The 14,401-nt window shown below is 44.1% G+C and carries 13 protein-coding genes; 12 read left to right on the top strand and 1 reads right to left on the bottom strand.

The genetic code is table 11. The annotated features are described in order from the left end of the window. Positions 1–166 precede the first annotated feature (166 nt). From AAHA41_RS07910 to AAHA41_RS07900, 3 genes are read left to right on the top strand one after another with little or no spacing between them, the layout of a single operon-like run. Entirely contained in the window at positions 167–3,157 is a 2,991-nt protein-coding gene (locus AAHA41_RS07910) for an ATP-binding protein (RefSeq protein WP_136502103.1), read from the top strand. Beyond that, positions 3,154–3,669: a hypothetical protein gene (locus AAHA41_RS07905; RefSeq protein WP_136502102.1), complete on the top strand. Its 516-nt coding sequence runs from the start codon at positions 3,154–3,156 to the stop codon at positions 3,667–3,669. The genes AAHA41_RS07910 and AAHA41_RS07905 overlap by 4 nt, the downstream gene beginning before the upstream one ends. A 21-nt stretch (positions 3,670–3,690) precedes the next feature. Further along, positions 3,691–4,818, top strand: coding sequence for a hypothetical protein (locus AAHA41_RS07900; RefSeq protein ID WP_136502101.1), 1,128 nt, complete (start codon positions 3,691–3,693; stop codon positions 4,816–4,818). A gap of 63 nt (positions 4,819–4,881) precedes the next feature. On the opposite strand, the gene AAHA41_RS07895 is transcribed toward AAHA41_RS07900, so the two are convergent. Next, positions 4,882–5,850, bottom strand: coding sequence for a site-specific integrase (locus AAHA41_RS07895; protein WP_136502100.1), 969 nt, complete (start codon positions 5,848–5,850; stop codon positions 4,882–4,884). A 76-nt stretch (positions 5,851–5,926) separates the two neighbouring features. Between AAHA41_RS07895 and AAHA41_RS07890 the strand changes: the two genes are divergently transcribed. From AAHA41_RS07890 to pilP, 9 genes are read left to right on the top strand one after another with little or no spacing between them, the layout of a single operon-like run. Beyond that, positions 5,927–6,448, top strand: a complete 522-nt coding sequence (locus tag AAHA41_RS07890) for a DotD/TraH family lipoprotein (RefSeq protein ID WP_136502099.1) — start codon at positions 5,927–5,929, stop codon at positions 6,446–6,448. A gap of 10 nt (positions 6,449–6,458) precedes the next feature. Further along, positions 6,459–7,391: a type IV secretory system conjugative DNA transfer family protein gene (locus tag AAHA41_RS07885; protein WP_136502098.1), complete on the top strand. Its 933-nt coding sequence runs from the start codon at positions 6,459–6,461 to the stop codon at positions 7,389–7,391. Between the two features lie 25 nt (positions 7,392–7,416). Beyond that, positions 7,417–8,604 (top strand): ATPase, T2SS/T4P/T4SS family, encoded by a 1,188-nt coding sequence (locus tag AAHA41_RS07880; protein WP_136502097.1) that lies wholly within the window; start codon positions 7,417–7,419, stop codon positions 8,602–8,604. Between the two features lie 2 nt (positions 8,605–8,606). Continuing rightward, positions 8,607–9,302: a hypothetical protein gene (locus AAHA41_RS07875; RefSeq protein WP_136502096.1), complete on the top strand. Its 696-nt coding sequence runs from the start codon at positions 8,607–8,609 to the stop codon at positions 9,300–9,302. Between the two features lie 60 nt (positions 9,303–9,362). After that, complete coding sequence (locus AAHA41_RS07870; RefSeq protein WP_136502095.1) at positions 9,363–9,932, top strand: lytic transglycosylase domain-containing protein; 570 nt, start codon at positions 9,363–9,365, stop codon at positions 9,930–9,932. A gap of 40 nt (positions 9,933–9,972) precedes the next feature. Further along, positions 9,973–10,845 carry a TcpQ domain-containing protein gene (locus AAHA41_RS07865; RefSeq protein ID WP_323069301.1) on the top strand — a complete coding sequence of 291 codons (873 nt, stop codon included), beginning with the start codon at positions 9,973–9,975 and terminating at the stop codon, positions 10,843–10,845. Then, entirely contained in the window at positions 10,842–12,518 is a 1,677-nt protein-coding gene (locus AAHA41_RS07860) for a PilN family type IVB pilus formation outer membrane protein (protein WP_323069303.1), read from the top strand. The genes AAHA41_RS07865 and AAHA41_RS07860 overlap by 4 nt, the downstream gene beginning before the upstream one ends. A 16-nt stretch (positions 12,519–12,534) precedes the next feature. After that, positions 12,535–13,920 (top strand): type 4b pilus protein PilO2, encoded by a 1,386-nt coding sequence (pilO2, locus tag AAHA41_RS07855; protein WP_136502092.1) that lies wholly within the window; start codon positions 12,535–12,537, stop codon positions 13,918–13,920. After that, entirely contained in the window at positions 13,907–14,398 is a 492-nt protein-coding gene (gene pilP / locus AAHA41_RS07850; RefSeq protein ID WP_136502091.1) for a type IV pilus biogenesis protein PilP, read from the top strand. Before pilO2 ends, pilP begins: the two co-directional genes overlap by 14 nt. Positions 14,399–14,401 lie beyond the last annotated feature (3 nt).

Here is a 14,401-nt window from a genome sequence, read left to right as displayed (position 1 = left end):
CAAACAGATCTTGCTTCTTTAGTGTCGATGCGCCTAATCGTTGCACGCTCGAAGCTCAAGTCAGATTGAAGGGGTTGGAGATGGTTATTCAGTTTGACCGAGTCATAGAACTTCCACAAGAAATGCGACGGGCAAAAATAACATCCCTTTTTGCGGAGAGTAAAAAATGAGCTTTTTTAATAATTTCTATGGCGCATTAAAGATGTTTATGGGGAAAGACACCCATGATTTTATTGACATCGAATCTCCGGTTAATGAAACCACATTCAAAACCAAAAAAAATAGTTTTGTAACAATAGTCAGAATAGATGGATTTTACAAAATAACAGGTAGAGATGAATATCAGGCGGCAGCATATGCAGTCGGAGAACTGCTGAAGGCAACTTTTGCTAGGCCAGGAAACAGCATCCAGTTTGTTTTTGACTACGATAAGAAATTCACTGAGGTCCATGCTCGTGATAATTTCGCGCCCATTCTGAGCACTTGCAAGCGCTTGGATGTGGATATGGATGATATCTATGAGGAGCAGATAGAGATCACTAAAAAGTGGTGTACATATGAATCATTGCATTTGGCGATTTGGACACACAGCGATGCAATTGATCAAAAGGTTGCGAGTGAAGAAATCAAAGAGATTGAAAAAAAACATGGTGAGTATCACGATATACTTAGACATGTCCCTAGTCCATTCTATATGGAAACGCTTCTAAATGTTCATGAGTCTTCAGTTAGTACCTTTGTTAGCACATTAGAATCTGCTTTTTATAGAATCAAAGTATTAGACTGTCATGAGGCTGCTCATGAAATAAAACGTGAAATAGAGCCAGATTCCTGTAGCCACTATTGGAAGCCCATTCTCTGGGGTGATCGCATTCTCCCTCGTTCTCACCATGATCATGTGGGGAATCTTGGTGCTGCAAACGTAATGGTGCCTCGATTAGATGTCCAAATTAGTAGACAGCCGCATGAGATGAGGTCTGGTGGTACATTCAGAATTGGTGATACGTATTACGCATCACTTTCAGTGGATGTGTTTCCAAGTCGAATTACTTCATTCCAGGATTTTATCTCTAGAGTACATTCTGCTGGGATCCGGCTGCGTGTTTCGTTTACGCTTAATCATGGCTTGGGCCTTGATGTCACAGTTAATGGTCTTCTAAATACATTCCTCGGTTTCGCTCACGGAGATAATAAGCTATTTAAGCAAGCTGTTGAGGATGAGCACACAACAGATGCAAACGGCATAAAAACCGAAATATCCCTTCAAATCATTATGGTGGTTAAACATGACGATGAGAATCGTCTGAGAAAAGATGTTAGTTCGATTATAAAGTTTTACCAGCTGTCGGGTGAGGGGGACTTGGTTCGCGAAATAATTGACCCAAGCGAGTTACATTTGACGTCAGCGGTTGGTACATGTGCAAAAAACGCTGCAGTTTGCGGTTATCCAACATATTATGATGCCGCAAATATGCTCCCGTTAATGCGGAGTGCATCCTTTTGGCCTCAGGGGGGGGTTGTATTCAGAAATAAAGCAGGAAAGGCTTGGTATTGGCAGCCAGGTTCTGGTCAGCAAGAGTCACAGATGGATATGATTATTGCAAAGCCCAGACAAGGTAAGTCGGTTTTGTCCAACTGTATTCAAAAAGCATTTTGTCTGAAAGCTGGTAACGCATCACTACCATATTGCGTCACCTTTGATATCGGTAAAGCAAGCTTTGGATTTGTCGATCTCCTGCGCGATAGTCTGCCAAAAGAGCAAGTGCATTTGACGTTAAGTCATACTTTGACATGGGATGCAGATCATGCAATGAATCAACTTGATATACAGTTGGGGTTGCTTGAGCCACATCCAAAAGAGCGGCAGGACATCATTACATTTCTGATGCTTCTGATTTCAGAGCCTGGAGAAATTAAACCCAAAGAGGGGCTGAGTGACTTGGTGTCAGCCGTTGTTGATGAGGCGTATCGTCATTATGCTGATTATAAAAATGCCAAGCGTTACTCAAGTTATGTTGATCCTAGCGTTGATGAAGTGATTAATGCTGACAGTGATCTTTCGGAGTTGGTAGCTACAGCTGACCCGAGTTGGTACGAACTTAGAGATGCTCTTTTCAAGAAAGGCTACATTGAAATGGCAAACCGAGCTCAATTGCAAGCTGTGCCAGTCATTTTGGATTTGCCTGAGGTTGCTCAAAGTAGTGCATTAATAAACCGTAGCTTCGGAGAGGGTTATGTATCTGGAAACTTGGTTCAGTATTTTGTCACAAAAGTGAATGCTGTAATTCGAGATTATCCTATCTTCCAAGGCGCAACCAAGGTCGATTTTGCTAACGCAAGAGTAATAGCTCTTGATTTGCAATCTGGTTGTGGTGATAACTCCGCAGCGGGAATGAAAAAAACCGCGCTAACGGTTCTTGCCGCACGATATCATGCTACGCGACATCTCTATTTAAAAGTAGATGAAGATATAAGGGCTTTTAATGGGATTTATCGAGGCTATCAAGAGCGTCGATTGCGAGAAATTAATGATGTAGAAAAACGTATCACATATGACGAATTTCATATGTACTCGCCAGTGTGGCAAGTGGTTCAGCAAATTGAACGAGATCAACGTATAGCCGGTAAGGCTAATATGCAGATTTGCGTCATCACTCACATTCTAAAAGATTTGTCAGACTCTATAATCTCAAACTGTACAAATAAGTTCATTTTGGGAGCGGTGCAGGAAAATGACATTACTGAATTTCAGAACAGAATAGGGTTGAGTGAGACTGAGCTCGAGCTGTTACGTGGAAATTATCTCCATGGGCCGAAAAAGGAAGGCTCCTCGCTGTTATACAAATTTGACATTAAGGATGGCAAATATTCTCAGTTCCTACTCTTCTCTGTTGGCCCAATAGAACTATGGGGGTATTCGACCACTAACCAGGACAGGATTATTCGTCAGCATTTGTATGATGCGCTGGGTCGAAAATCGGCTTTGAGGTATTTGGCAAAAAAATTCCCCAATGGTACTGCTATGAAGGAACTTGAGCGCAGAATGTTTGCGCGTGTAGATACAAATGATCTTATTGATGAAGAAGAACGAAAATCACAAGTTGCAACATTACTTGCGCGTGATCTGATAAAGGAATTTAATGGCGGTGCTCTGTGAACCCATTTAAAGTTGCCTGGAGTGTTGTGAGGCCGGGGTTCCCTGGTCTTGCAAAATATTCTGACCCTGCCCAAGGTGCCAAAGAGCTCACTGAAGATATGCGGTCGAAAATCTCTAGTGAGAAAGTGGCTCGCAAGGCGGCCCAAAAAGATAGAGAGTTCATCAAGCAACAGACCCGTGAATTTACTGATGCTGAGATGTACTCGCTGTGGGTTGATGGATTAAATTTAGAACAAGCAGGACTTGAGGTCGGTCTGATACGAAGGTCTACATTTGGCTGGCTATTCATATTTTTTGGTATACTCTTTTTGGGGTATGGTATTGGCCTTGCAAGAGGCCTCTATGTATTGAGTGTTAGTATTTTCCCTGTCTGGTTATGTGCCACGTTCGTTATAACCACATCTATAAGCCTTATCCTCCGGGGGGTAAAATTTCATTATCATGTTTGGTGTATCAAGAATCAAAAGCTACCGAGCTTTTGTAGTTGGATCTCAAAGTTATGGCAAAAATAGTTGTGGTCAAAGGGGGCTTATATGTCTGGTAGAGGAAGTTCTGAGCCGGGGATGCTCGGCCTTAGTGGCCAAGAATGGAATATTGTAATATTCATAATTATTGTTGGTGTCATTCTTTCATTAGAACAGTTTATTCCTGGTGTATATACTGGCGTCTGGGCTTTTGTGAAAAAGCTAGAAATAAAGACTCTTTTGTTGTTCAGTCCAATCCTGACTGACGAGTATGAAACCGCCCTCCGGACTATTCTTGGCCGCCTGGAGGCTGTTGCTCCAGGGACAATTACTATGAATGCCATTACAAGGGTTGAGGCTGAGACGAAGGTCATCACCTCTTTCATATATGGAGCGGTGGGATTCTACTGTGCCCTAAAATTGTTTTTCAGACCAAGGTTTGATAACCCGTTGAACTTGGAAGAGCTGATTGAACAGCAGACCAAAACTGTGTGGCGGTTCAATCGGCACTTGGCAAAAATTAATCCTCTACGATATGGATTAGACATTCGGAAGGGTCCATATCGTATTCGTCAGCGCCCTGCTCATTATTGTCGTGAGCACAACCTGATTAGGCCAAAAGACGAATATGAGCCAAACAGAGGAATGTTTTTCGACCGGGATGCGGCAAAAGTTGTGTTTGAAAGACAGATTGACAAGGAGTTCACATCTTTCGGAGCTTTACCGAGGCACCAGCAATATGTAGCAGCTGGGTTGATCTGCTTCTTATGTGAAGGGTTGAAGCCCGCTGTGGAGTATTTTGGCGATGTGTCATGCTTCATGGCCAAGGAGTTCAGTAAGAAGAAGCTTCATGCAAGAACTGATTTTTTGCTTCAGGAGTATGCGGATCGGGATGAGGTTAAGTTAGCGACCAAATCACATAAGTACGTTTCTGGTGTGCTAAGGCGGCTTCTTAAAGAGGGGAAAAACAATGGTGTTGTTTGCACAGCCCTTTTTACATGGCTTCTGTATACCGATCGATTCCTTTATTTAATGCTGGATGATGATGGCATCCCAGAAACTTCAATTGAATGTGCATACCCTGCAACACATTACAGTGAAGAGCTGCGAGTAGGAAGGCGGCTTGATGATGATAAGATGGAGCATTATATCGATGAGCTTGAAAAAGAGCTGCGCTTCTACAACGTTATAAGTTGATTGTGCAGATTCATGGTCCGGTCATAGGGGGGCATTTTGCAATTGCAATTGCCCCCCTATTTTTCATTTCACCTTCATGAATTGCTCATTTATTGCAATGCATTGCTCCGCAGGAAATGCGATTAGATCTCCGTTTTTAGCACTCGCATAATGATGTCGTTGTGTATCCTCATTGGTATGTCCCATTGCATACTGGATCGCGAGTTTATTAATCTTGCTCCGCTTTAAGTTGGCAGCAAACTGTTGCCTTGTGCTGTATAGACTAACAGAGTCATCACTGCCAAAACATGCCAGTGAGGCTCGGTTGATAAAATTGCGACATCCTGAGTACATTGCCTGGTATTGCACTTGTGATAGATTTGAAAAAGCATCACACAACATTCTAACTGCTGCAAAATCCTCTGAGTTTAGGTGCTGTAACGGGATGTACCTTACCTCCATTGCATCACTGTTTTTAATCACACCTTTGACAATCGTTCTGACCTTTAGAAAAGGCTCACCCAGTTCGTAATGGATTGTTGATGTAAGCCATTCTTGTGGCCTAAGCCCGGTGAGCACACCCGCTCGCAACCACAGTATCGCGATATCTCTATAGCGGGAATTGGATTGGCGCATTTGATCAGTTAGTTGGCGCAATCTAGATGCGTTGCAGTTGTTGCTTCGTTTTCGAGCATTCCGTTTTGGAAGATTTGCCAATGAGACTCCACTCCTGGATATGAGGAGAGAGCTCATAATGTCTCCCAGTGTGTTGGTTACGCTGTAACGATAGGCTCTCCATGTTCTAGGGGCTACTGAGGGGCGCTTAACCTCATTAAGGTACTGAGCAAACACACTAGCGTCATCGATCGTCATGGAATTGATGTTCAAACTCATTGAGTAATGAGAATTGCATTCAGATAGAAGACGCTCAGTTCGATCCTGATAAATTGGTCGATTTGGCGCCAATTCGATGACGTCAGTTGAAGGTTTTTCTACAGGAAGTTCGATTGAAATTGGGTTGAACGACTTGAGTTTGTCCAGATCTATCGTCATAGCTTGTTGCCTTGCTGCAATTTTTATATAGTGTATATTAACACGGAATTAGCCTTGGCAGTGGGAGACAATACGAATGATCCGTCATATTTTGACAATCACGGTAGTAGGGGTGATGTTGGTAGGCTGTCAGGCTAAACCGTCTGTAGATAGCTCCAGCACAACCTCTTTCGAGCCATCACCATATAACGAGCAGACCCAAGAGACGCTCACTGCGATCCAGACCTCATTGAGGGTCCTTGCTGAAACTCAGCGGGAGTCGGTGAAGAGTCATATGACGACAGCGCAGCAGATTGACAAGTACAACGAATCTAGGGCTATGCCGAAAGGGCTCGATGTGACCATCAATGCTGGACGATGGGAAGGTCCAATAGAAAACGCATTGAAATTGATCTCTGAGAAGACCGGGTACAAGTTGCAAGGTCCGCTAGGCAAGCGTCCAGTCACCGATGTAATTGTCACATTCAGTGCAAAAGAGCGCACTGCATACGATGTACTTAGAGACATTGGGGCGCAAGCGGGTGCCAGGGCTAAAGTGTCGGTAATTGTAAATCGCAATGCCAACATGGTTGGCACAATCCAGTTAACGTATCTGTGAAGGGGGTTATATGAAGATAAAGCCCCTGATGCTATTTGTTGTCGCAGTGCTTTCAGCGCCTAGCTTTGCAGACTCAAGTGGTAGATATGAAAAAAAGCATGTTGATGGCAAAGCCGCTTTGCAGTCATTGATGGCTGAAAACATCTCCCGTGATGAAGAGGCTGCTTTGGGATTGGTTGCTGGGAGCGAGTGGGAAAAGGCAATCGAAAGCACTGCATTCACATTGGGCGTGCAATCTGGCGCTCAGTGGCAAGCTAAGAATGTTCAGGACTTCATCACTGCCAATCAGAGAATTTATGATGCAGGTATAAATTTCGATCCTTTGCTCATCAAGCAGAAGAATTACAGTATCCAACCCCCTGTTATCAGTGAAGATAATGGGAGGAATATCATTTCTGAATCGGGTCGAGTTCTTCGTATCTTGGATAAAACGTTCCAGATTAACATTGATTCAAAGTTTGTATATGGAGCTAAATCTTGGCGCGAGTATTTGTATGTTGTACCTGATGAACCAGTTATCCCGAATAGGCAGATGCGGCCAAAAAATGAAAGAGAAAATCAAATTTGGAATGCATCTCTAAAAAGAGGTTGGGAGGTTGGTGTTAAGAGTGTCGAGTACACCATGAAAACTCGTTATGCAAGACTAATTCGTGACTATGTCGGGATGACAAGGTATCACGTGTTGCGTCATTACAATATGGTGTCATTACCTGAAGTAAGTGAGAGCTATAAGGCTGTAACGGGCAATGGTCAGGTAATGAATGTAGGCGATAGGGTTCTTACTATTAAGGCATTGCCTAATCTCAACTTAGATAAACAAGGTTGGATTGCCATCTCTCGATTACCACAAACCGCAGGTTTATTCCCGAGAGGGATTGAAGATCAAAGTATTTCAATGAATGAAATGATTGGCTATGCCGGGCATTTACAGCCAAAACTGTGATGCCATTTAAGGGTGAGATGATTCGATGATTGATAACGATCACAATGGAAAGTTTAGGCTGCAAGCGGTCAAAGGTGCCTTTGGGGGCGATGATATTGATGAAATTCTTCGTCACTGCCACGCTTGTGGTGACTTTTCAGATATATATTTGAGTGATGAAAGTCGGATTGTAGTGAAGTCGCATGGATTGATTTACCCTGTATTTGATCAGCGCCCATTGCGCATGGAAGAGCTAAGCCGTTTTTTTATGAAATTGACGGATGATCCTGCAGCAGCATCTACGGTGTTGCAAGGCAATCCTTACGATGGATCTTATAGCCATCTATCAGTGAAGGACGACAATCGAAGTCGGCCTGTTAGATATCGTGCTAATGCTATTTCATATTTAAATCCTAAGGCGCAAAAAGGAATTCAATTGACCATGCGGACAATTAATTTTGTCCCACCGAAACTGGCTGCCATGGCCTTGGAGAAAGGGATCTTTAATAACATCTCGCCGCGTCAAGGCTTGGTAATTGTGTCTGGAGAAACTGGCTCAGGTAAGACGACACTACTGGCATCTGTTTTACGCTATCGGATGGAAATGAAGAATGGTCATTGCATCATCAATGCTTATGAAGCTCCAATAGAATATTTGCATTCTGAGCTAGCTTATCAAAGTGATCCGACTAACCAGATCTATCAGACGGAAGTTAATCCACTTGGTTGGATTAAGTCATTTGCAGTCGGAATCCGAGCGTCGCTTAGAAGAAATCCAAATGGTTTTTTAATCGGTGAGTGCCGAGATCTTGAAACGATTGAAGCGTCTATTAGGGCCGCATCGAGTGGTCATTTTGTCTATACGACCACTCATGCTAATAGTGTCTCTGATACAATTACTCGTTTTATTAATGAGTTTCCTAGTCATGAACGACAGGCTCGCTACTATGAAATGATCAGCAATCTAAGATTGATTGTTGCACAATATTTGGCTGTGAGTGTCGATGGAAAACGCGTGCCGATTCGTGAGTACCTTGTTTTTTCAAAGGAAGTTCGAGACCAGCTGAAAGCTGTTGAATTCAAAGATTCAGAGAGGATGATAAGAAAGATTATTGACGACCAGGGGCAGTTCGACTCTGAATTTGCGCAATCAACATCACAATCAGCGAAGCATCATCTGGATATCGGTGCAATCAGCCAAGAGACATATGATCTGATAATTTCGGGGGTCTAGTTATGAGTTCATGGCGTAGTTTGAATTTTTACAGCAAAGTTGGTGTTGATAGCCTCAGCATTCCTGCTGCTGCAGTTGCTCCATGGTTTTTCCAGATTTTCATACCGAAACTCTGGGTGGTGTTAGGCCCTTACAGTCTTATTCTGATTTTTTGTCATCTTAAGAAAATTCGGGCCAGGCGATTACTGGCATTAATTAAGAGAAAAATGTTTGTGAGGGAAATAAGAATGGCCAATTCTTCTGGGCATAAAAGTGTACTGGGTATCGTTTTCCTTGTTTCCGGCATTGGATTAGTTGCTGATGATGCGCATGCGGCATTTGAGCTATTGGACGTATCTGGCTCATCCTATACAGCTCCGGCAGCCCATAATGGTGGCGCTACTTACTCAGCAGGTCTTCCTAAAATTCAGGGTAATCGACTCAATGGCTATGGACATCAAACGCCATTGAAAGATGTCATGGTGTTGAGCATACCGGCAACTTGGGATGTTCGTTATAGCAAGCCGGAATTGCGTGACATCAAAATTGATTTTAGAGCTGACAACATATCGACTGACGAGCTACTTCAAGATGTTGCAACTCGTTATGGGGTGACCATCAAAGTAGGGGAGTCGAGTGGTGTAGTGCAGGTTGATTGGACTGGGCAGGCTTGCACATCAGGCAACAACCCCAAGCTAAAGCTTAAAACAATTTGTTAATTTATGCGGTTAGTGAATGCGATCCCAATTGGTCTGCTCGCATTTTCTATGGAAATGGTTATGAACTTACTCGCGAACAATGTTAGGCCGTACATCATTGCATTGGTTATGGCCTTTCTATTGCCTAGCCAGGCTCATGCATCTGTATCATCTCCTGCAGAGTCTTGCCAATTCAGTCATTGGCGAGATAAGGCCTATGACAACAAGATCATGATCCAGTACAAGCCGTATTCACACTGTATAGAGTGGACTGCATGGCAATTTAAGCTTCCAGAGGAGTTGTTGTACTCAGTCATCTATCACGAACGTGGCGATGTGTCAGGTAAAAAATTGACAAACCGGAATGCAACTACTGACTGTGGGCCTGGTGGTATTAATGATGTTCGAATGCCTGAGTTGTCAAAATTTGATTTAACACGGAGTGATATCTGCACAGTGCCATGCAGGAGCATATGGGCGGTTGGTTATCTCCTGCGATATGAAATCGATCGTGCTAAAGGGGATTTCTGGCTTGGAGTTGGGAACTATCATGCAAAACAGCGGCTTAAACCTAAAACACATGCCAGATACGTTAGGGAAATTTATGCTGCTTGGAAGAATCTAATTGGCATTATGAAGCACTGTAGTTAATATGGTATTTAGAAACATTGCGACTTGCTCAGGGAGTCTTATGCGTTATACGAATCTTCTTATCGCGCTCATTGCTGTTCCGTTTGTGACAAACGCATACCTCAGGGCCGACGGAGTTATAGGTGCTGCGGGTCAAGGTGATCTTGGGCGTGTCGCAAGTGAGATTGTGCCGACAGGCTGGAAAGTGAAGTACACAGATCCTTCTCTTGGGCAGGTGCGTGTGGATTTCACTGTCCGTCCTTGGTCTGAGCAGTGGGTATCTATCGCTCGTCAGCATGGGCTCTACGTTTTGCTGGATGGTTATACAAAGACTGCAGTCATCTCCAAAAGTGAGCAAGGTGCTGTCGGCGATGCCTATGTCATAAACAGTAAAAGCCAGGCAGCAAATGATCTTGGTTGGGAAGATCTGTTGGCCAAGTCTTCGGAGTCGAAATTGCCTCCCTTATCAAAATCTGCTGAGCCTAACCCATTTGTGTCCACTGCGACTGCTTCAGATGTTCAGTTGGCAAAGGAAACTGCTAGCGTAAACACACCACGCGCCACGGGTAATTCGCAAGCAATTGTGAAGCAGGACGGTTTTATTCCATTGCGGGATGTGGGTGGAAATGTCCCGACTCTAGGCGCAGTTGCAGCTCCGATAGCTCGTCAGAAAGTTTGGCGTGCCGAAGCTGGTGCAACTCTCAAAGAGGTTTTGACTAAGTGGGGTGCATCCGAAAACATGGTTGTAAAGTGGGAAACAACATCAAATTACAACATTGAAGTCCAATTCGAAAGGACTGGAGATTTTCTTCAGGCAGTAAATGACACGCTTTTTCTTTACAAGAATGCTGAGGTTCCCCTATATGCCGACGCCTTCCCTGGGCAGCGCTTGGTCATAATTTCAGCATCTAAAAAACAGGTCGGGATGAAATGAAAAAAACAATTTTGGCGTTAACGATTTCATCAATTTTCGTTTTGTCCGGTTGCGCTGCTGTCCGGGTCAATGACAGTAATGATGCTGCAAACGGCATCATTGATGACTTGGCTAAGCGCAATGAGGAGGCGGTTAAACCAGCTCCTTCGAGACCTGTTCTTCGAGTTCATCATGATCAGCCGTGGGTGCAAACAAAAGCCATTAAGATTGTACGGCCTGCGGTTGTGGAGCAATATCCCGCCCTGAATTGTGACCTGGTGTATGTAACGGCAAAACCGGCAACACTTGTTGAGTTCGCTCAAAGAGTAACCAGCTTGTGTGGCGTTCCAATTCGACTCACTACGGATGCGCTTACCTATGTGAAAGGTGGGCAGAGCATGGACTCTAGCGGACAGATGGGGGGGGCAATTCCTCCACTGCCTTCATTGCCGGGTATGTCCTCTATGCCAAACTTGCCTTTGCCTGCTACGGCTCCGTCAGTTAGCTCCGGTTACGCAAGCTCAAATGTGGCTTCTCAGTTCATGGTTAACACTAAATTCCAAGGTCAGTTAGCCGGGTTGCTTGATAATGTGACTGCTAATTTGGGCTTGGGGTGGCGGGCTAATGCAACAGGCGTAGAGATTTTCTACCTTGACTCTAAAATCTATACGTTAATGGCGCTCCAGGCGACAACGGAAACCTCATCTGTTGTCCAAGCGAATGTGTCTACTAGCTCTGGAGGCGGCAGTGGTGGTAGTAGCTCATCTACAGGGCAGGGCGGGTCTAATCAATCAACCACAACGTTGATAAAAAATGACCTAATCGCAGATGTTGAGAAAAATCTGCGCAATATGCTAACTCCAGGAGTGGGGCGTCTTAGCATGTCTCCTTCGACTGGTTCTTTGGCCGTTACAGATACCCCACAAGTTCAGACGCGTATTGCGGAGTATATTGCGCGAGAAAACGCGACGATGACTCAGCAGGTGGCATTCCGTGTTGAGGTATATGCAGTTAACTTCCGTGACGATGATTCAGCTAGCCTCGACTTAAATTTAGTCATGAACAAGCTGAAGAAGAATGGATTCACAATTAAAAATTCAAGTGGCATGGCTGCAGAAGCCAGTTCTTCGCTTGGCTGGACAGTTACGGGTGGAGACTTTGACGGTTCAACCGTCTTAGTGAATGCATTGACAGAGCAAGGCAGCGTAAAGGTTGTCAATAAAAGCACTATTTACACAACGAATTTGCAGCCAGCCCCAATACAGGTATCCAAGCAAACCGCGTACCTTGCGTCATCAACTTCAAATAACACTGATTCTGGGGTTTCTACAACAATGGAACCGGCATCCATTACTACCGGTTTTAGTATGACTCTTTTGCCGTATATTTTGCCTGATAGTAATGGCGATATACTTCTTCAGTATGCTGTGAATTTGAGTAACCTGATCCGTCTTGAAACTGTAGAGTCAGGCGATTCTAAAATTCAAACGCCGGAAGTTGATTCACGGATATTTAGCCAGCGCGTCAAGGTTCGTGATGGTGAGATGCTTTTGGTCGGCGGATTTGAGGCCGATGTAGATGATGCAACTGCGCGTGGCACTGGGTCTGCATACAACCCCCTTCTGGGCGGTGGGTTTGCAAGTAAAAAGGGGCGGTCGGTGATTGTTGTTGCCATCACCCCTTCAATGACCTGATCAGGATGGCTGAGCAATGAAAATCAAACATAATCTACAGAGTGCCATCGATTTGGTTTTGCCTAAAATATTTGGCCATAGAAAAAAAAGAGCTGTCATTAAGCGTCAGCAAGAACCTAATATTATTGAAATCAATGGCAAGACTTTTGTTGCAGGACTTGAGTGGATTAACCTGACTCAGCCGTTACATTTTATGGCGGAAGCAAGGAAAATTGGTAAAGAGCGAGGGATGAGTATCGTCGCCATTCGTGAAGGCGACATCATTCAAGCTGGGTATGTTCCTTCGAATAACATTTACGCAGAGAAGGGGATGTACTCTCTGGTTTTGTCGATTGCTTGTTGCCTCCCTGAAAAACACAGAAGGAGTTTTGCAGGCGTATTCCAAATTCCGAATACAAAAAGCTATTTTGTTGCTGCCGTTTATGATGGTGCAGTTGTAACAATGGGAGACTCGATCGTTGAGGGGGAAGTTAGGGCTGCGGAATTAATCCAAGTAGTCAGCAATCTTTATTCATCGGAGTTTTCGGTATTTATTTGCCCGCCAGAAGTCCCTTTCAGTGCAGAAATGCATGTGACGTTAGAGGAACTCCTCAAGCCTGAAATGCTGAGCAAGGATGCACAGCTTAAAAAATTGATGCTAGGTCTATCCCCAAAGGAACTAGCAATGGCAGGAATCATTGGTGCAGGCGCGCTTTCCTTGGCATGGACGTTCAATCAGAAGTACCAAGCAGAGCAAGAAGAAATTAGGCAGCAACAAATTGCCGAAGAAGCGAAAGCCGAAGCATTGAGACGTCAGCTACGAGATGAGGCTATAACGAAAGCGACGCTGGCAAAGCCTTGGATTGAACGGCCTGCATTTCATGATGCGTTGAAAAAATGTGTTAAGCAGCTATCTGGTGCCCCTTTGAGTGTCGCCGGATGGGTATTCATGAACGGTGAATGCTCAGAAAGCAGTGTGATTTGGCGCTTTAAACGAACTGAAGGCGCATCTATAACTGATCTACAGGTCGAATCAGAACTGAATGAACTAGGTCGCCCAAGTATTCACGTTCCTGGTGATGAGGCGGAATTTAATTTCACTTTTCAGTCTATCCATCCTGGTGGGAATGACCCTGTACCAGGTATGAATAAAATGCTTGATTCGCTTATCAGTTATTTTCAGGTGATCAATCATGGACTTAAAGTAGAAGAGGTTAAAAGAGAACCTGTTACTGATTCCAATGGTGAAGTAATTGAACTGCCATGGAAGGTCTACGAATTCAATGTAAAAACTGAATTCACCCCAGATTTCCTCTTTGATCAATTAAGTGGTGTCGGGCTAAGACTTAACTCAATTACAGTAAAGCTGGAAAACCACAAACTAATATGGGAATTAAGTGGAGTCGCATATGCTCAGATTTAAGATTTTTATTTTAACCGTTTTGTTCGCGAGTCCAGTTGCCCCCGTCTTTTCTGCGGAACCATTATGTAATGGGCCCTGTACAGTTGCTGATCTTGCTCGCTTGCAGAGTGAGGTTTTGATGTTGAAGGTTGATGAAGAAAAAAAATCAACAGAAAAACGGATCACTGATTTAGGTAATGGTAAAAGCCCCTCGGTTACAATGCCAAATGAACAAGTGGCAAGCCCGATGTATTCACAACCGTCATTTGGTATGGGTGGGCAAAGCTCGGCACCAAAGCTAGACCCGACACCAAAGCTTGTGAGCATTGTGGGTAAAAGCCAAAATCTATTTGCAGTTATGCGGCTTCCTGATGGTACAGATCTTGAAGCCAAGCGTGGAATGTCGATTGGCGATGGATATACCGTCAAAGAAATATCAGTTGATGGTGTTTTATTGGAAAAAGATGACAAGCTAATCCCGGCTGCTAGCGCGGAATAAATG

The organism is Aeromonas sp. SER (assembly GCF_038739615.1).
In the GTDB taxonomy this organism is placed as follows: Bacteria; Pseudomonadota; Gammaproteobacteria; order Enterobacterales; family Aeromonadaceae; genus Aeromonas; species Aeromonas jandaei.
This window is presented reverse-complemented; position numbering and strand designations above follow the sequence as displayed.